General features: G+C 52.1%; 23 protein-coding genes. 20 read left to right on the forward strand and 3 right to left on the reverse strand.

The genetic code is table 11. From position 1 onward, the window contains the following. Position 1: 1 nt before the first annotated feature. The 5 genes from EVJ33_RS01355 (at position 2) to EVJ33_RS01375 (ending at position 2787) form a co-directional block, all read left to right on the forward strand. Positions 2-331 (forward strand): cytochrome C oxidase subunit IV family protein, encoded by a 330-nt coding sequence (locus tag EVJ33_RS01355; RefSeq protein WP_131433763.1) that lies wholly within the window; start codon positions 2-4, stop codon positions 329-331. Positions 332-465: 134 nt separating this feature from the next. Continuing rightward, on the forward strand, positions 466-1389 hold the full coding sequence (locus EVJ33_RS01360) for a cytochrome c oxidase assembly protein (RefSeq protein WP_131433765.1): 924 nt from the start codon (positions 466-468) through the stop codon (positions 1387-1389). A gap of 23 nt (positions 1390-1412) precedes the next feature. Then, on the forward strand, positions 1413-1874 hold the full coding sequence (locus tag EVJ33_RS01365; protein WP_034777049.1) for a DUF420 domain-containing protein: 462 nt from the start codon (positions 1413-1415) through the stop codon (positions 1872-1874). 20 nt (positions 1875-1894) lie between these two features. Continuing rightward, the gene (locus EVJ33_RS01370) at positions 1895-2509 is read left to right on the forward strand and encodes an SCO family protein (RefSeq protein WP_131433767.1); all 615 of its coding nucleotides are present in this window, start codon (positions 1895-1897) and stop codon (positions 2507-2509) included. Between the two features lie 5 nt (positions 2510-2514). Further along, positions 2515-2787 carry a hypothetical protein gene (locus EVJ33_RS01375; RefSeq protein WP_131433769.1) on the forward strand — a complete coding sequence of 91 codons (273 nt, stop codon included), beginning with the start codon at positions 2515-2517 and terminating at the stop codon, positions 2785-2787. A 63-nt stretch (positions 2788-2850) separates the two neighbouring features. Here EVJ33_RS01375 and EVJ33_RS01380 read toward each other — a convergent pair whose 3' ends face one another. Together EVJ33_RS01380 and EVJ33_RS01385 are read right to left on the reverse strand one after the other, a co-directional pair. After that, complete coding sequence (locus EVJ33_RS01380) at positions 2851-3213, reverse strand: YugN family protein (RefSeq protein WP_021067026.1); 363 nt, start codon at positions 3211-3213, stop codon at positions 2851-2853. A gap of 103 nt (positions 3214-3316) precedes the next feature. Continuing rightward, positions 3317-4072: an ATP-grasp domain-containing protein gene (locus EVJ33_RS01385; protein ID WP_131433771.1), complete on the reverse strand. Its 756-nt coding sequence runs from the start codon at positions 4070-4072 to the stop codon at positions 3317-3319. Between the two features lie 130 nt (positions 4073-4202). On the opposite strand from EVJ33_RS01385, the gene EVJ33_RS01390 reads away from it, so the two are divergent. Genes EVJ33_RS01390 through EVJ33_RS01410 form a run of 5 tightly spaced genes read left to right on the forward strand, consistent with a single transcriptional unit; the run spans position 4203 to position 7014 of the window. Continuing rightward, the gene (locus EVJ33_RS01390; RefSeq protein ID WP_131433773.1) at positions 4203-4655 is read left to right on the forward strand and encodes a YlbF/YmcA family competence regulator; all 453 of its coding nucleotides are present in this window, start codon (positions 4203-4205) and stop codon (positions 4653-4655) included. Further along, the gene (locus EVJ33_RS01395) at positions 4639-4902 is read left to right on the forward strand and encodes a DUF2129 domain-containing protein (protein WP_131433775.1); all 264 of its coding nucleotides are present in this window, start codon (positions 4639-4641) and stop codon (positions 4900-4902) included. The genes EVJ33_RS01390 and EVJ33_RS01395 overlap by 17 nt, the downstream gene beginning before the upstream one ends. A gap of 54 nt (positions 4903-4956) precedes the next feature. Further along, entirely contained in the window at positions 4957-5523 is a 567-nt protein-coding gene (gene rsmD / locus EVJ33_RS01400; RefSeq protein ID WP_131433777.1) for a 16S rRNA (guanine(966)-N(2))-methyltransferase RsmD, read from the forward strand. Positions 5524-5527: 4 nt separating this feature from the next. Next, a complete protein-coding gene (coaD, locus tag EVJ33_RS01405; RefSeq protein WP_131433779.1) occupies positions 5528-6025 on the forward strand; it encodes a pantetheine-phosphate adenylyltransferase in 498 nt (165 codons plus the stop codon). Beyond that, the gene (locus EVJ33_RS01410; protein ID WP_131433781.1) at positions 6022-7014 is read left to right on the forward strand and encodes a SepM family pheromone-processing serine protease; all 993 of its coding nucleotides are present in this window, start codon (positions 6022-6024) and stop codon (positions 7012-7014) included. The genes coaD and EVJ33_RS01410 overlap by 4 nt, the downstream gene beginning before the upstream one ends. Here EVJ33_RS01410 and EVJ33_RS01415 read toward each other — a convergent pair. Then, on the reverse strand, positions 6993-8123 hold the full coding sequence (locus EVJ33_RS01415) for a tRNA(Met) cytidine acetate ligase (RefSeq protein WP_201739649.1): 1131 nt from the start codon (positions 8121-8123) through the stop codon (positions 6993-6995). The two genes, EVJ33_RS01410 and EVJ33_RS01415, sit on opposite strands and share 22 nt — an antisense overlap. A 157-nt stretch (positions 8124-8280) precedes the next feature. Here EVJ33_RS01415 and EVJ33_RS01420 point away from each other — a divergent pair, with 157 nt between their 5' ends. The 10 genes from EVJ33_RS01420 to mraY all read left to right on the forward strand — a co-directional run bounded on the left by EVJ33_RS01420 (position 8281) and on the right by mraY (position 17866). Beyond that, positions 8281-8808 (forward strand): YceD family protein, encoded by a 528-nt coding sequence (locus EVJ33_RS01420; protein ID WP_131433785.1) that lies wholly within the window; start codon positions 8281-8283, stop codon positions 8806-8808. Between the two features lie 22 nt (positions 8809-8830). Then, complete coding sequence (gene rpmF, locus EVJ33_RS01425; RefSeq protein ID WP_081338944.1) at positions 8831-9004, forward strand: 50S ribosomal protein L32; 174 nt, start codon at positions 8831-8833, stop codon at positions 9002-9004. 107 nt (positions 9005-9111) lie between these two features. Further along, positions 9112-9951: a ketopantoate reductase C-terminal domain-containing protein gene (locus EVJ33_RS01430; protein ID WP_131433787.1), complete on the forward strand. Its 840-nt coding sequence runs from the start codon at positions 9112-9114 to the stop codon at positions 9949-9951. After that, positions 9945-10304: a DUF3397 domain-containing protein gene (locus tag EVJ33_RS01435; RefSeq protein WP_131433789.1), complete on the forward strand. Its 360-nt coding sequence runs from the start codon at positions 9945-9947 to the stop codon at positions 10302-10304. The genes EVJ33_RS01430 and EVJ33_RS01435 overlap by 7 nt, the downstream gene beginning before the upstream one ends. Positions 10305-10328: 24 nt before the next feature. After that, positions 10329-11885 (forward strand): bacillithiol biosynthesis cysteine-adding enzyme BshC, encoded by a 1557-nt coding sequence (gene bshC / locus EVJ33_RS01440; protein WP_236634499.1) that lies wholly within the window; start codon positions 10329-10331, stop codon positions 11883-11885. 168 nt (positions 11886-12053) lie between these two features. Beyond that, positions 12054-12986 (forward strand): 16S rRNA (cytosine(1402)-N(4))-methyltransferase RsmH, encoded by a 933-nt coding sequence (gene rsmH / locus EVJ33_RS01445; RefSeq protein WP_131433791.1) that lies wholly within the window; start codon positions 12054-12056, stop codon positions 12984-12986. 23 nt (positions 12987-13009) lie between these two features. Continuing rightward, positions 13010-13372 carry a cell division protein FtsL gene (gene ftsL / locus EVJ33_RS01450; protein WP_236634500.1) on the forward strand — a complete coding sequence of 121 codons (363 nt, stop codon included), beginning with the start codon at positions 13010-13012 and terminating at the stop codon, positions 13370-13372. After that, on the forward strand, positions 13372-15519 hold the full coding sequence (locus tag EVJ33_RS01455) for a penicillin-binding transpeptidase domain-containing protein (RefSeq protein ID WP_131433793.1): 2148 nt from the start codon (positions 13372-13374) through the stop codon (positions 15517-15519). Before ftsL ends, EVJ33_RS01455 begins: the two co-directional genes overlap by 1 nt. A 58-nt stretch (positions 15520-15577) precedes the next feature. Then, a complete protein-coding gene (locus tag EVJ33_RS01460) occupies positions 15578-16885 on the forward strand; it encodes a UDP-N-acetylmuramoyl-tripeptide--D-alanyl-D-alanine ligase (RefSeq protein WP_236634501.1) in 1308 nt (435 codons plus the stop codon). A gap of 21 nt (positions 16886-16906) precedes the next feature. Continuing rightward, the gene (gene mraY, locus EVJ33_RS01465) at positions 16907-17866 is read left to right on the forward strand and encodes a phospho-N-acetylmuramoyl-pentapeptide-transferase (RefSeq protein WP_131433795.1); all 960 of its coding nucleotides are present in this window, start codon (positions 16907-16909) and stop codon (positions 17864-17866) included. The last annotated feature ends 8 nt before the right edge of the window (positions 17867-17874 follow it).

Genomic DNA, 17874 nt, shown 5'->3' on the forward strand with positions numbered 1-17874 from the left:
TATGGAAAAACAACCAATGAACGAATCGCATAAGCAGTTAGAGCTCGAAGTAAAAGCCGAGTCACGACGCGAGTATCAACTTCAATTGATCAGCTTCGCGATGATGATTTTGCTCACATTCGTCGCGTTCGGCGCTGTATACGCTGAACTCATGCCAGTGTGGGCGGCAGGTGGTTTCTTGATCATCCTCGCCATCATCCAAGTGTTCTTGCAACTGTATATCTTCATGCATATGAACAACCGTGGCAACACGTGGATCGTCGGAATGATGTGGCTCGGCATCTTTGTCGCCATCATTACAGTCGCTGCGCTTCGCTTGCTCATTTGGTAAATGTGACAAAGGATTGAACATCTGTGGAAACATAGATGATTCAGTCCTTTTTGCTTTACTTCAAAAATGAAGGAATAGTAATCTTGAAGTGAACGGTTTCATCGGTTTGGGAGAGAAAGAAAAGGGGTGAAGGGATGCTCTGGAACACATCAGAGCTACTCAAACAGTTCGATTGGATGACACTTTGGAGTCCATGGTTCGGATTGTTGATGGTAGGGTTGTACGTCCTCTATGCAGTCGTCACAGAGAACATGGCGAAGCGAGGGTACGAGTCGACCACATTGCTGCAAAAGTTCAGCATGTTATCCGCTATTTTATTGTATTACATCGGCTTCGGAAGTCCGGTCGATGTGCTCGCACATATCATCTTCTCGGTGCATATGCTCCAGATGGTGCTCGTCTATGTGCTCGCACCGGCGCTCGTCGTGTACGGGATGCCGTATTGGGTGTTTGAAAAGTTATTTAGCTATAAGGTGATTGGACCGACGCTCAAGTTCATGACAAAACCTTTGATCGCACTCGTTTTGTTCAATGCATTATTCACGTTCTATCATATGCCATTTATTTTTGACTACGTGTTGACGAACTATGGGGTGCATCGCATCTTTCACGGCGCTCTCGTCGTTTTCAGTTTGACGATGTGGTATCCGGTCATCGCGCCGTTCCTCTCGGAAGAAGAGGAAGGCATGTCGGATTTGAAGCGAATGGTGTATATCATCGCGAACGGGGTATTGTTGACACCGGCATGTGCGTTTATCATCTTCAGCCAAGGTATTTTGTATGATGCCTACACGGATGCCGAAACGTTCGCGACCGTGCTCGGTTACTGTATGCCGAACGGGGACGTATCCGGCCTTGATTTAAATGCGCTCATGGGTGCGACGAACAGTGCCCTAGAAGACCAACGCTTCGGTGGGGTGTTGATGAAGCTCGGTCAAGAAATCGTCTACGGTTTCTTCTTCGGATGGACGTTCTTCGGCTGGGTGCGCCGGACGAAATCGCTTGCGATTGACGAAGGTATGTCATTCACACCGAATGAACCAAAAGAGAAAAAATGAACTAAGTCAAAGGGGAAACTACGATGAACTATCTTGCCTTGATCAGTGTGACATTCATTGTCATTAGTGCTATTTTAGTCGCAATCGGATGGACGATCATCGCGCGTGATCGCCGCAACGTCGACAAACACAAAAAAGTCATGACGGCTGCGGCAATCGCCGCGACAACATTCTTCATTCTTTATGTCTCGCGTACAATCTTTGTTGGAAATACCGCCTTTGGAGGCCCTGATTCAGTGAAGCCCTACTATTTGGCGTTCATGATCTTCCATATTTTGCTCGCGACGACAGGTGGGGTTCTCGGCTTGATCACGCTTTATCTCGGCTATAAAAATAAAGTCGAGAAACACCGGAAAATCGGACCGAAAGCCTCGGTCGTCTGGTTCTTCACAGCGATCACAGGTGTGACGGTATACGTCCTTCTTTATGTCGCCTATGACCCGGGTGAGACGACGAACGTCTTCCGTGCCATTATCGGTGGGTGAATCGAGAGAGGGGGATGAGGATGAAACGGAATAGCTATATGACGGTCGGCTTGACGGTCGCCATTTTGGTGGCAATCGGCGTGGCCTCGTACTTCTTATTTTTTAAAGAAGAGGACTTGCCCGTCATCCAAGAGCCGACCCCGTTCACGTTGACGAACGCGCTCGACGGTCAGTCGTACAACTCGGACAACGGCAAAGTTAAAATCGTCACGTTCTTCTATACGAACTGTCCGGACATCTGCCCGCTCACGTTACGTGACTTCATGAAGCTCGAGCAAGAATTGAAAGCGAACGACCTGTACGGGACGGATGTCGAGCTCGTCGCTATCACGGTCGACCCTGACGTCGATACGGTGCCGGTCCTCGAGAATTACGGAGAGGCGTTCCAAGCCGAACCGACGGGCTGGAAGATGTTGACCGGTGACCAGGCCGATATCGACCGTATCACGCGTCAGCTTCAGTTCTATTATTCGAAAGCGAACAGCGGACTCGTCACGCATGCGACAACGATGTATATCATCGATCGTGACCATGATGTTCGAGCGGTCGCCCAAATGGCGACGGCAGGAGAAAAACCTGTCGATATCGAAACCATTATGGAAGACGTGTTAGTACTCGCGGCAGAAAAGGAGTGAAGAAGATGAATGATACGATGGCTGTCATCGGAAATGATTATTCCTACGGCGATGTGACGATTGCCGAACGGGCGATCGAGGACTTGATCGCCTGCAGCGCAATCGAGTTCGGATTGCGTGAAGTGAAAGTCGTGTCGCTTTCGAAAGAGCGATACGATTATCAAATCATCGCACCTGTCTCGCTCGTCGAGGCTGAACGGCTATATCGGTACGTGCGCGATCAGTTCGACTTGTTGCTCGGACAAGTCGATGTGACGCTCAACGTCATCGGAGTATAAAAAATGGAGAACCCGGCTCGGGTTCTCCATTTTTTTGAGCAGGCAAAAGTAAAACCCCTTCGCTTAAGCAAGGGGTTTTACTTCGAGTGTCTCAGCGAGTGCGGCTAGACGACGCTCGCAATCACGGACGATTTCTTCTGGGAACTCTTCGTCGTACTCGACGCCGTGCGGGTAGTAATGTTTTCCGAGAATCGGTGTCAACATTTTGACGACCGCGTGACGGTCCTCGATTTGGCCTTCAATCGCATATACCGGTAAGCGTAGATAGAACGTCTCGCCTGTCGATTGTTTCTCGTACTTCATGTCATACGTTGCACGCTCATAGTCCCAAGCGCCTTCACGGATGAAATGATGATGATCCATGATCGTCTCGAGCAAACCGAAGCGGATCTCTTTTCCCTCGATGTGGAACTGCTCAAATTTCATCATAATCCCCCTTTTCCCTAATAAACCTCATATGTCATCATATCATATTCGAAAACGTTCTTGGAATAACGTGTGTTCAAATTGTGAAAAAAAGATGAACGCTTCAAGCGCGGTTGTCGAGGTAATGGGCGATTTTCTCGGACAGCTTCACGCCGAGTGGCATGAGACCCTCTGAACCGAAGAAGACGTTGAACTCTAAAATGTAAAATTCACCGTCCGCGACGATGACGTCGAAGGCAGCGTGATTGATGTGAAGTGTCTTCGCGATGTCGAGCACTTCCGCGACGACGTCTTCCGGGATATCCTCATATGAGAAGTGGGCGCCTTGGGCGACATTGTTCAAGAACGCCTCGCTGACGCGCCAGTACGAGCCGACGACTTCTTCACCGATGACGATGATGCGCAAGTCACGGTCGTTCGGGATGAACTGTTGGACGTAGAACGTCTCGTGCTTGTCGACGTACTCGAGCCAGTCTTGGTCATTTTTAATGAGCCAAACACCTTGCCCCATCGATGATTTTGCTGTCTTGGCGACGAACGGATATTCAAACTCCTCGAGGACGCGCTCAATCGTGTATGGGTTCTTGCCGTAGATGAGCGTCTTCGGGATACGGTGCGGGAACGTCGCCTTGAAGGCGCGTGTCATCTCGATTTTGTCGTGCCCGAGGTGATAGGTGGCCGGTGATGGGAAAATCGGTTTGTTCAGGCCGTAGATGATCGAGTTGATCATCCAGTATTCGGGAAACAAGACGAGTTCGGCCTCCCGGACTTTGTCGAGTTGGTCGTAATAATATTCGGGTTTCGCGTAGTCGGTCTTGATGCCGGCCGAACGAATCATATTGAATGAGACTTTTTTCATAGTGAGGTGCAGATGTGCACCTGTTCACTTCCTTTCTAGTTGGACGCTTGACAGTCACGTTCAATTATAAAGCCGATTGCTTACAGAGGGAATCAAATGTGTTAAAATCATGGCAGAAAGGGTGAAAGCCATGATTATTACTGAACAGACGATCGCCCTGCTCGATCAAACGGAATCGTTAGCCGATTTGATTGAAGCGAGCGAGTCGTTCCAAACATATATCGCCACGAAACAAGCACGCGCCCAGTCAGAAGAAGCGCGCCTCGTGGAACGTGAGTTCTTGCGGATGAAAGAAGATTACGAGTACGTACAACGGTTCGGGAAGCACCATCCGGACCACGATCGCATTAAAAAAGAGATGCACCTCGTCAAACGTCGTCTCGATGTCCAACCAGAAGTGGCCGCGTTTAAAAAAGCAGAACGCAGTTTGGATAAATTGCTCGGGGAAGTGAGTGAGCTCTTGGCCTTCTCGGTTTCTCCGAAAATCAAAGTCCCGACCGGAAACCCGTTCTTCGACGAAGGTGGTTGTTCAGGTGGAGGAAGCTGTGGAGGAGGAGGCGGAAGCTGTGGATGTGCCATCTGAGTCGTTTGAGTTGAATGGTCGAATCGGATTCGTCGTCTACGTCCAATCGCTGAAACAAGTGAAGGCGTTGCGTCGCTATGCGAACTTGTATTACGTATCGAAACGTGAGAAGTACGCCTTCCTCTATACAGACCTCGATGGACATGAGGCAATCCTTGAACAAGTGAGCGCCTTGCCATTCGTCGATGCGGTCGTCCGCAGTGAACGACCTTTCGTCGCCGAGACGTACGAACCGAAGCAGAAATAACACAAAAGATGAAGGCGGTACCGCCTTCATCTTTTGTGGTGAAGGAGAACGGATATGCGAGTCATTTCAGGAGAACGGAAAGGGACACGGCTAAGAGCGGTCCCGGGGTCGGCGACGCGTCCGACGACAGATAAAGTAAAAGAATCGTTATTCAACATCATCGGGCCTTACTTCGCGGGTGGTGATGCGCTTGACCTATACGCCGGTAGCGGTGGGCTAGGGATCGAGGCGTTGTCGCGTGGGTGTGACCATGCGGTATTCGTCGACAAGCAACGGAAGGCGATCCAGACGGTCATGGACAATTTGAAGACGACACGTTACGAGTCGAAAGCGACGGTATTGCAACAAGACGCCCGATCGGTCCTCGACCAACTCGTCTTAAAAGGACAGCCGTTTAAATTGATTTTTATGGATCCGCCGTATCATGCGGAAGAACATGTGCCGTTTTTACACATCATAGAGTCGAACCGACTATTGACGGACAACGGGGTCGTCGTCTGCGAACATGGCAGCGATGTGACGTTACCGGATCAGGTCGGGCAGTTGGAAAAAATCAAGGTGCAGCGCTACTCGGACGTGATCACGATCAGCTTCTACGAGTATGCGGCGACCGAGGAGTGAGAACATGTCAAAACGTATCGCGATTTGCCCGGGGAGCTTTGACCCGATTACGAACGGCCATTTAGATATCATCGAGCGGGCGGCAGCCATCTTCGACGAAGTCATCGTCGCCGTGCTCGAAAATTCGAGTAAGGCACCATTGTTTAATGTAGAAGAGCGACTGTCGCTCATCCGTGATGTGACGACGCATTTACCGAACGTCACCGCCGACGCGTTCGGCGGATTACTCGTCGAATATGCGGCCAAACGTGAGGCGGCAACCATTGTCCGTGGTTTACGGGCCGTCTCTGATTTTGAATATGAACTTCAAATCGCATCGATTAATAAAAAGTTGAATGAAAACGTGGAGACGCTCTTTATGATGACGAACAGTCAATATTCGTTTCTTAGCTCCTCGATCGTAAAAGAAGTCGCCAAATACGGGGCGTCGGTCGCCGAGCTTGTCCCGGAACAAGTCGAGCACGCCTTGCGACAAAAGTATAAAGTGAGTCAGGGGCAATGAAGTCGCTCAAAATCGGCTTCGGTCTGCTTGTGGCCATCTTGATTTTCTTGTTTGTGCCGCTTCCGTATTACATTACCTACCCGGGAGAGGCGACGACAATCGAGAAGTTCATGACGGTCGAGGGTGGGGAGAAAGAACCGGGTGAACTGAAGATGGTGACCATCTCGCAACGGCGGGCGACACCGCTTTGGCTCGTCGGCAGTTGGTTCACACCATTCACGGAGGCGAGTCCGGCCAGCCGCTATTTATATGATGGGGAAAGCGAAACGGATTACGAACGCAGACAAGAGCTGTTGATGTCGTCGTCGCAACAGGCGGCGATTCAATACGCCTACGAGTTGGCAGATGCCGACGTGTCGGTGACATTCGACGGAATGTACGTCTCCGCCCCAATTACCGGTTCGCTTGCGGCGAACGTCTTGAAACCGGGCGACGTCATCACCGCGCTCGATGGTCAGTCGTTCGCGTCGCGTCTCGACTTCATGGAGCGCGTCACATCGTTTGAAGCGGGCGACGAAGTGTCCGTCACGCTCGAACGGGACGGGCGCGAGCGAGAGGTCGACACGCTGATTCAACCGCTTGACCGGAGCGGGGACCGGGTCGGACTCGGGATTTATGAGCCGCTTCCAGTCCAGGACGTGCGTACGGACCCGGACGTCTCGTTCGAGCTGACAAACGTCGGGGGACCATCGGCCGGCCTCATGTTCACGCTCGAAATTTTTGATCAGTTGACTCCGGGCGATTTGACGGGTGGAGCTGTCATTGCCGGAACGGGAACGGTCGATGAGATGGGGAACGTCGGACCGATCGGTGGGGCGTGGCAAAAAATCGTCGCCGCAGACGAGGCCGGGGCATCGGTATTCTTCGTACCAGCCGGTTCGAACTACGACGAAGCGATGGAGTCACTCGACCGACTCGACAGTGACATTGAAGTTGTTCCGGTCAAGACGGTCGAGGAAGCCATCGATTATTTAAAGTCGATGAATTGAGGGGTTTGCCTATGTTCGACGAGTGACCGATTTCCGAGAGGAAGGCGATACGCCTCGGTCACTCGAGCCTCGAACGAAAGATCGGGATGGTACTTGCTCATGAGCGGTACGTCTTTTTTTATGTTTTTCAAGACGGTGCGCCCGACCGTGTTGAACGCGAGCGGGCGGACGTAAGGAACCTCATCGAACCGCTCCGGTAACTCGTCACGTCGCCAATGGATGAGGACGGAGACGAGAGCGCGTTGGACGGCTGTCCGGGTGTAGCGTCTCGTCAACAGTCGGGCGAGCGCCTGTTCGAACGTCGGTTCGAGCCCGGCGTGAATCAAGCGCGGCGATAGTGAACTGTCGATGCCGACGAGTTGTTCGAGGACCTCTTTTGGGGTCGTCCGCAACTTGTATTGCAAGACGGGCCAATAAAGTGACCAGTGTGCCATCGACACGTCCTGAAACAGCGCTCTCGTGGCGTCAGGGACGGACCGGACCATGCCTGTCTCCAAGTAGTGGGCCCGCACGCCTGTGGCCGACATGACGTCTGAGACGCTCGGGTCGTGATAGCCCGCACCGAGGCGACGAATCGTATGGAGTTCGATCGTCTTCGCCGCTTTCGCATAGTGATAGGCGAGGATATTGTTTGGGAGTGTCAAATCAAAATCGGGATAGAGCGCACCGAATGCCTCACTCGATGCCTTGGCCGATGAACGTCCATTGTCTAACGCGATTTTTAACGCCGTCTGATAGGCCGGTGTCGCTTCGATATTGGCCGCCGCGGCCTGGGTCACTGCGCTGATGTCGCCGCTCTCGCTTCCGAATGAGAGCGTTTGGCACTGCATACGTTCGGCGATGGCGACCGCCGCGCTCGCGAATCGGTCGGCACGTTGGACCCCGTAACGGGTCGGAAGTTCAACGACGAGGTCGATTGCGCCCGTCGCGACAGCCGCTTTGGCACGGCTCCATTTATCGAACGCCGCCGGTTCCCCGCGTTGGGTGAACTGGGCGCTCATGACGGCGATAACGGCGTCGGCGCCCGTTTCGATCCGGGCTCGTTCCGCCTGATGAAGATGTCCGTTATGGAACGGATTGTACTCAGCGATGATGGCCGTTTTTCGCATAAAATTACTCCTTTGCATTGTCGATTGGATTGGTGTAAGATGGATAAGTACGCTTTGGCAAAGCGCCGTCGTCAACTGATTTTAGTGTAAAGAAAAAACATTGACAAAACAAGTTGGCCTATCTATAATTCATATTGTTGCAATTGAGGTGATTCGGATGAAGTGGTCTATTGCACAGCTACTTAAGCTACGAAACCAGGGTGACAGTTTTGCCATCGATGAGATGGTCGAACTACCAGAGCTTACTCAGCTCCATCCGGATATCCGTTCGATTCGCCCGGTGCATGTGCACGGGGATGCGTCGTTCACATCTAATCAAGTTACATTCAATTTGAAGGTTCAAGGTGACCTGACGTTGCCAGATGCGCGTACGTTGGACGATGTCATCTATGAATTTGATATTGAATCGCTCGAGCCTTTCTTTTTGGAGAATGGGCGTTATACGGAGCAATTCGATGATGTCAATTTGCCAGAAGGAAATACGATTGATCTGCGACCGATCGTAAGAGAGCTCATCATGTTAGACGTCCCGATGCAAATCTTCGGGAACGAAACAGACAAAACTCAGGTTGAAGGGGAAGGCTGGTCCGTCATTGACGAACAGCCGGACGACCAACCAAAAATTGACCCGCGCCTCGCGGGACTCGCTGACTTGTTCTCTAAAAAAGAGGATAAGGACGGCTAACTTTTCAAGGAGGTGGACAACGATGGCAGTACCATTCCGTAGAACGTCGAAAACTCGCAAACGTCTTCGTCGTACTCACTTCAAACTCAACGTACCTGGTATGAACGAGTGCCCGAACTGTGGCGACATGAAACTTTCACACCGTGTTTGCAAATCTTGCGGACATTACAACGGTAAAGAAGTAACAAGCAAATAATGCGAAAAGAAGCGGTCTCCTCGGAGGTCGCTTCTTTTTTTATTTTTGGGTCGTGGAAACAGATTGTGGTAAACTTTTGAGTGCAGACTAGACGTGGAGGGATGGCAATGAAGCCGATTAAACGAATTGGGATTATCGGGAACGGCGCCGTCGGCATGCTGATGGCTTCGTTGTTCGAGCCGGACTATACGGTGACGTTGTATGGCCGTGTCGACAACGGATCAAACGTGACGATTGAACATACCGGTGCAACGAACGGAACAGTCCAGGTGCGCCTTGAGCCGGTCACGACACTCATCGAGACGGAGCAAGACGTGTTTTTTGTGACGACGAAAGCACACCAGGTCGAGGCGGCGACGAGGCGATTGTCAGGGGACGTACCCGTATTCATCTGTTCGAACGGGATTGCCCACCTCGACTATGCACGTACCCGAGGATTCCATCTCGGCGTCGTCGAACACGGCGTGAGCCGCGATGGCAATCAGCTTCATCATACCGGACTCGGACGCATCCGGATTGGTAGCCTTGATGCGGTCGAGGCGATGTCGTTCATCGCTTCACCGCTCGATATCGTCTGGGAAACGGATATCGAACAGGTCGTTACCGAAAAACTGTTCGCGAACGCAATTATCAATCCGATCACGGCGCTCTGTCGTGTCGAAAACGGTGCGGTCGCTTTGCCTCCTTGCCGTGACATCGCGGAAGCCGTCTATGCGGAATTATCCACATTGTTTGATCGTCACGTCCCTTATACATATGTCGAGACCATCATTGAAAAGACGGGCCATAACCGTTCTTCGATGTTGCGTGACATCGAAGCAGGACGCCAGACCGAGGTCGACGCCATCTTGACGCCGCTGTTGAAACGGGCCGACGAACGAGGTATCGCATTGGAAGTCATTCCCGTCCTACAAAAATTAATTTTAGGAGCGAGCGTATCGTGCTAGTGTATATCGTTTCATTTCCACTCGTCATTTGGTTTATGGTGTATATGATACTTAGAAAAATTATGCCGAAATCGGTTAATACGTTCAAACTCGTCTGTGATGCCGGCGTGATCCTATGGTTCTATGCATGTGGCGTGTTGCTCGAAGCGATTGTCGGGGTCGATGTGTTCTGGCTGCTCCTCGCGGTCTGTGCCGCCATCTTTCCCGCCAACGCCATTTGGCAACGGATTCGTCATGAGGATGTCGTCTATTCGAAGATGTTCGTACACGGGTGGCGCCTATTATTTTTGTTGCTCGTCCCGGCCCACTTCGTGTTGTTCACCATCGGCATCGTACGCGAGATGATGTATTAATCGTTTGAAAGGAAGTCGTTATACGTGAGGATAGAGTCGCTAGATGCCATGTACGCCTCGTCGTCTCCGATGATACAGGTGGAGACGGGTTATTCGAAATGGCTGGACTATAAAGGGATGGACGAACTCGAGGCGAGGGCTGACGAACTGAAGGGACGTTCGTTCACGCATTTGCCCGAACTCGTGAATCTATTGCGAGACCAACAAGCCGTCCACGGTCCTGTGTCTCCCGCGCTTGAATCAAAACTCGATGCGTTGGCACGGGGTGAGGCGTTGACGATGGTGACCGGACAGCAAGTCGGCGTGTTCGGAGGCCCGTTGTTCGCGGTGTATAAACTGTTGACCGTGATCAAAAAAGCCAAACAAGCAGAAGTGAAACTGAACAAACCGATCATTCCGATCTTTTGGATGGCGACCGAGGACCACGACTATGCGGAAATCAACCACGTGTTCGTGAGCCAACCTTTGTCGCGTCAATTACGTAAAGAAGCGCTATCGACGGTCCCGCTCGCCGGGAAGGCGTCGGTCGGGGAGTTGGAGTTTGATCGCCTGAAAATCGAACTCGTGCAAATGTTGCAACGTCTCTTATTATCAGAGACGGAGACGCCGTATACGACGACGCTCTATCATGAGCTTGTCGCCGTGCTCCAAGCGAGCCACTCGTTCGCTGCGTTTTTCGGACAGATGATGCGTCGGTTCGTCGGGGAAGATTTTATTTTGTTCGACCCGCATCAACCAGAAGTACGGGCGCTTGAGCGCGAGGCATTCAAGCGGTTGATTCGTGAACACGATCGCCTGAACGCTGCACTACACGAGGCATACGAGGAAGGCATGCCACATGTCGAATTGAACCGTGAGGCGGCTCATCTGTTCTACCATGACGGGACGCGTGAACTGTTGACGAAACAAAATGGCGTGTTCACGACGAAGCGGGGTCACCGGTTCACCGAGACCGAGTTGATCCAACAAGTCGAGGAGCACCCAGAGCGGTTCTCGAACAACGTCGTATCGCGTCCGCTCATGCAAGATTACTTGTTCCCGACGCTCGCTTATATCGCCGGGCCTGGGGAAATCGCGTATTGGCTTCAGTTGCGCCCCCTGTTCCACATCTTTGACTGGAAAATGCCGCTCCTCATCCCACGCCTCGGGGCTGTCCTTGTTTCGGCGAACGATGAGAAGAAACTCGCCCAAGAAGATGTGACTCTCGACGATTACTTGACGAACCCGTTGCCAGACCATACGTTCGATGATGAGGCGTTTGACCAGAGCCTTTACGCTTATCGAACACTCACGGAAGCGCTCGGTCGCGAGGCCGGGAAGCAAGGACATCGATTTGATATCAAGGCGCGACATGTGCTGGATCGGCTCGCCGACGAGATGCGGGCCGAAGCAAAACGGGATCAATATCGGTTGAACAGTCGTCGAATTCATCTATCGACACGGCTCTTACCGATGGATGCGCCGCAAGAGCGAATCTGGTCGATGGTACCGCTCTTGAATCGTCATGGCCTCGATGTGTTTAAACGGCTATGTGACGCCTACGAACAGACCGAATCAGAGCGATGTCTCGTTAAATTGTAAAATAATCCCTACTGTTTTTTGATGGTTCCCTGATCAATCAGGGAATCTTTTTTGTTTGTTACCTTTTTGTTTCCTCTTTTCGCTAAAAACCTATGCGGCGCTTGACATTTTTATGATAAAGTAAATGTAATAAAATAGTTGAAAAATGTAGGTTGAGAGGGTTGTTGTATGTTTGAGCATGAAACGGTTTTAAAAATGGAGTCCATTGAAGGATTGAATATTAAGCCAGACGGGATTTATGTCGATTGTACGTTAGGAGGAGCCGGTCACAGCGAAGAAATCGTCAAGCGGTTGACGACAGGCCATCTGTACGCCTTCGACCAAGACGACGTCGCGCTCAAGCACGCGAGTGAGCGGTTGGCTCCATATGAGGACCGGGTTACGTTCATTAAAAGCAACTTCGTCCACTTGAAAGATGAACTGTTGGAACGCGGAATCACTCAAGTCGATGGGGTATTGTTTGATCTCGGCGTGTCTTCGCCGCAGCTCGATGAGGCCGAACGTGGCTTTAGCTACAATTACGACGCACCATTAGACATGCGTATGGACCGTTCGCGTGAGCTATCGGCTTATCATGTCGTCAACGAATGGCCGTTCGGGGACCTTGCCCGCATCTTCTTTACATACGGGGAAGAAAAATTCTCGAAACAGATTGCTCGCAAGATTGAACAAGCCCGTGCCGTCAAGCCGATCGAGACGACGTTTGAACTCGTCGAGTTGATCAAAGACGCAATCCCCGCACCGGCACGACGCAAGGGCGGCCACCCTGCGAAACGAACGTTCCAGGCGATCCGGATCGCCGTCAACGATGAATTGAACGTGTTCGACCGCGCCGTCCAAGACGCGATCGATTTACTCGCCATCGGCGGACGGATTTGTGTCATCACATTCCACTCGTTAGAAGATCGGATTTGTAAACAAGTCTTTAAAGAGAGAAGCCAGCATCCTCCGTTACCACCAGGATTGCCGGTCATCCCGAAAGAGTTCGAACCTGAGCTGAAACTAATCACGCGCAAGCCGATCACGGCCGGGGACGTCGAACTCGAAGATAACCGCCGGGCCCGTTCAGCCAAGCTTCGGGTCGCAGAAAAACAAAAATAAACTGTACGTAGGAGGGATACCTGATGCCAGAAGCTGCTCGCAAGGCTCTGCAGCCTCAAATTTCGCCGAATCGAAATCCGATTCCGCAAGAACGACCAATACCGGCTCCAAAACGACGTACGTTGACCTTGTTCGAATCCATCTTGTACCCGACCATGATTTGTTCAGTTGTCTTGTTCGGTGGCATCACGGTATCGAAACATAATGAAGCGTATAACATCATGCGCGACACGTCTCTGATCACACAAGAGACGAATACGATCGCGAAAGAGAACGAAGAATTGAAGTATGAGATCGCCCAACTAAGCTCACCTGAGAGAATCTATGCGATTGCTGAAAAGCTCGGAATGCAATTCAATGAGAACAACGTCAAGGTGATTGACTGATGAATTCTCTACAACAGAGTAAAAAAAGAGTGGCGTGGGTGGCGATCGTTTGCTTCACACCACTCTTTTTATTTTTTGTCGGATGGTTCCTTTATTTGTCCGTCTTTCAGACGTACAAAGGGGAGAACATGCTCGCTTTCGCTGAGGAAGAGCGCTGGAAGGCGGTTAGTACGTTAAAAGCGGAACGGGGCGAGATTTATGACCGGTTCGGACAGCCGATCGCCATCAACATTCCGTCGTATCGAGTCGTGGCTGTGTTGAAGCTCGGCGGCGAGCGGGTCAAGAACAAGACGCTCATGCCCGAAGCGTTCCCTGAGGCCGCGAAACAACTTGCGACCGTCCTCCCGATGACCGAGGCTGACATTTTGAAGCGGCTCGAGCAAAACAAAGATCGCGGGCAAATCGAGTTCGGCGTGCCGGGTCGTGATTTGACAGTCGAACAAAAAGAAGAGATTGAAGCGTTCGAGATTCCCGGAATCACGTTCGTCGAAGAGCCGAAGCGCTACTATCCGAACAAAGTGTTCGCATCGAGCGTCGTCGGCTATGCTCAAAAGATTGACCAGAACGGACGAATCGAACTTGTCGGGGAGCTTGGGATTGAAAAATCACTCAATGACGTCTTGAGCGAGTCGTACGGGCTGTACCGATTCGAAAAAGACTTGGCCGGCCGTCAACTCGTCTCAAGTGATGAGCAATTAAAAGTCGATCCGGAAGACGGTGCGGACGTTCAACTGACAATCGATCACCGCATTCAACAGCTACTCGATACGAAGATGGAAGAACTGTATAAAGAGTATAAGCCGAAGAATGCGACGGCAATCATTATGGATCCGAAGACCGGCGAAATCATCGCCTTGTCGGACCGCCCGTCGTTCGATCCGAACACGCGCGAAATCAGCTCGTACAGCAACTTTTCGGTATCGTCCCGCTTCGAGCCGGGGTCGACGATGAAAATTTTCACGTTGGCTGCCGCCATCAATGAAGGTGTCTATAATCCAAACGAGCTGTACAAGTCGGGTTCATATAAGTATGGCAAGACCGTGTTCAATGATTACAACATTACCGGATGGGGTACGATTCCTATGGTAGAAGGCGTCTGGCATTCGTCGAACGTCGCGTTCTCGATTCTGGCGAACGAACGGCTCGGGCTTAGTCGCTACGAGGATTATTTCAAAGCGTTCAAGTTCGATCAGCGTACAGGCGTGGACTTACCAGGCGAGGTCAACAGCCAATTTGATTTCGAAAGTCCGCTTAACGTTTTGATTACGGCATGGGGCCAATCGACAGCCGTCACACCGATGCAAATCTTGCAAGCGACGTCGGCCATCGCGACGGATGGGACGATGAAGCAACCTCACGTCATTAAAAAAGTCGTCAATCGTGAGACAGGCGAGACGATTCGGACGACGAATCCGAAAGTCGTCGGACAACCGATTACGGCCGAGGCGGCAAAACAAACGCGGGAAGCGCTCGACGGTGTCGTCAACAGCGACGTCGGGACGGGGCAATTGTATGCCCTCGACAACTACCGTGTCATCGGGAAAACCGGGACCGCGCAAATCGCGGAAAACGGGAAGTACTTGAGCGGACAATATATTCATTCGTTCGTCGGTATGGCGCCGGAGGACGACCCGGAACTCGTCATGTATATCGCCGTCGACCGGCCGAACAGTGACTCGTCGACAACGGGACCTCGAATCATGGCACCGTTATTCAAAGATGTGATGGACGTCGCGCTCCGTTATCGGAGCGTCGAGCCAGACAAGCAAGCGAAATCGATTGATGCCTCGACCAAAACGACGGCATCGTTCGTCGACCAAGGTCGCGCCGAGGCCGTTAAGGCAGCTAAGGCGGCAGCATTCACGCCGGTATCACTCGGCAGTGGTGAAACGGTCATCGCGCAAAGTCCGGTCGAGGGTCAACCATACGTCGTCGGCGAGCGGTTGCTGTTGAAGACGGATGAGTCGTTCAAGATGCCGGTGTTAAAAGGCTGGTCGCTCCGTGATGTGAAACGGTTAGCGACGCTTTACCAATTGAATTTAGAAATAGACGGTACCGGCTTCGTCACGTCCCAGTCAATCGGGAAAGACAAGCCTGTCAAGACCGGAGCAACGTTAAAAGTGAAACTCCAGTCACCGTCGAACTAACGCAAAGGGATGAAGAGGGCCTCGGCTCTCTTTTCCTTTGTCACAGGAGGAAATGGTTATGGAACAATTGACGATTCAAACACTCGCATCTTGGTTCGGGATGGAGATCGATGATACACGTGAGGTACGCCATGTCGCGACCGACTCCCGAGACGACAACGCCGACGGCTTGTTCGTCCCAATCATCGGGGCACGCGTCGATGGACATGATTACATCGAGGCTGCCATCAAACAAGGTGCGATCGTGACGTTTTGGGAACAAAATCGGCCGCTACCGGAAGGAGTTGTCGCCATTCCAGTCGCATCACCGCTTCAAGCGCTTCAGGAGGCGGCTGCCCGCTATTTGGCGGAAATCAATCCGAAAGTCGTCGCCATCACTGGGTCGAACGGCAAGACGTCTACGAAAGACATGATTGCCGTTGTGCTCGGCGAGACGTTCAAGACACACAAGACGGCCGGCAATTTCAACTCGGACGTCGGCCTGCCGCTCACTGTGCTCCGGATGCCGCGTGATACGGAAGTTGCCGTCCTCGAGATGGGGATGAACGGATTCGGTCAAATCGAGTTGTTGTCGAAACTTGCTAAACCAGATATCGCTTTCGTCACAAACATCGGAGAATCACACGGGGAACAAGTCGGCGGTCGTGAGGGGATTGCGAAAGCGAAGCTCGAGATCACAGCCGGTCTGAAGCCGGACGGTACCTTGATCGTCGATGCCGACGAGCCACTCCTCCGTGAGGCGGGTGGTTACCGTGTCGGATACGAAGCGACGGCTGACGGGAAGCTCGAGGTCGTGGAAGCAACGTTTGACGCTTCGATTTTCCGTTATAATCACGAGTTGTATGAATTGAAAGTGCTCGGCGCCCATCAAATCCGTAACGCCGCCTACGCGATTGCCTGCGGTCTCAAGTTCGGTTTGGGGCACGACACGATCCAACGCGGTCTTGACCGAGTGCAATTGACGTCGATGCGGATGGAGAAGCGGATGTTCGGCGATGCGCACTTGATCAATGACGCTTACAACGCCAGCCCGACGTCGATGATCGCCGCCATCGAGACGATGAAAACGCTCGAAGGGTTCACGCGACGTGTCCTCGTCCTCGGGGACATGTATGAGCTTGGAGCGGACGAATTCACGCAACATGAAAGTGTCGGACACGTCATCACGGCCCCGATCACGGATTGCCTGCTCATCGGAGAGAAAGCGAAATGGATTGCGGACGGCATCACCGACCCACGTGTGAACGTGACAACGGTACCGACGGTCGAGGAAGCGAAAGCACTTCTCGGCAGTTATCAACGCCCGCAGACTGTGATATTGTTAAAAGCATCGCGAGGACTGGCGCTCGAGCGCTTAGTTCAATAAAGAGAGTAGTGAGGTACGAACATGCTAATCAGTTTAATCGTCTTAATCAGTTCATTATTGACCGTATTGGTCGTCATGCCGCGGGCCATCCCGGCACTGCGTAACTTAAAGTTTGGCCAAGAAATCCGTGACGAAGGTCCGGATTGGCATCAAAAGAAATCAGGCACGCCGACGATGGGCGGAATCGTCATCTTGCTCGCCCTCATCATCGGCTTTATCGTCTCGGTCGTCTTCGGTGAAGCCGTCGCCGGATTCGGCACGCTCTTGTTCGTGACGCTCGCCTTCGGTGTGATCGGCTTCCTCGACGACTACATTAAAGTCGTCAACAAGCGCAACCTCGGGTTGACGTCGCTTCAAAAATTGATTGGTCAAATCGTCGTCTCTGTCCTGTTCGTTTGGTTCCTCTCACTCGGTGGAGAGCTCGACACGACGATTCAAATCCCGTTCACTTCGATTGCGTTTGATACGGGCTGGTTCTATGTCGCCATCGTCATCTTCTGGCTCGTCGGCTTCTCGAACGCGGTCAACTTGACGGACGGACTCGACGGGCTCGTCTCGTTCTCGGCCATCCCGACGTTTGCTTTCTTTGGGATTTACGCGCTCGGACAAGACGAGGCGGGCATCGCTTGGTTCGCTTTCAGTGCGGTCGGCGCCTTGCTCGGTTTCCTCGTCTTTAATAAATACCCGGCGAAGATTTTCATGGGTGACACGGGATCGCTCGCGCTCGGTGGTGCGGTCGCAGGTCTCGCCCTCATGCTCAAACTTGAGCTCTTGCTCGTCTTTGTCGGCATCATCTTCGTCATCGAGACGCTCAGCGTCATCTTGCAAGTGCTCTCGTTCAAGACGACGGGCAAGCGGATTTTCAAAATGAGCCCGATTCATCACCATTTCGAAATGGTCGGATGGTCGGAGTGGCGTATCGTCTTGACGTTCGGTGGAATTAGTTTGATCACGGCAGTCTTGTCGTTACTACTTATGTAATGGATGGT

The sequence above is a fragment of the Exiguobacterium sp. SL-10 genome (assembly GCF_004337025.1).
In the GTDB taxonomy this organism is placed as follows: domain Bacteria; phylum Bacillota; class Bacilli; order Exiguobacteriales; family Exiguobacteriaceae; genus Exiguobacterium.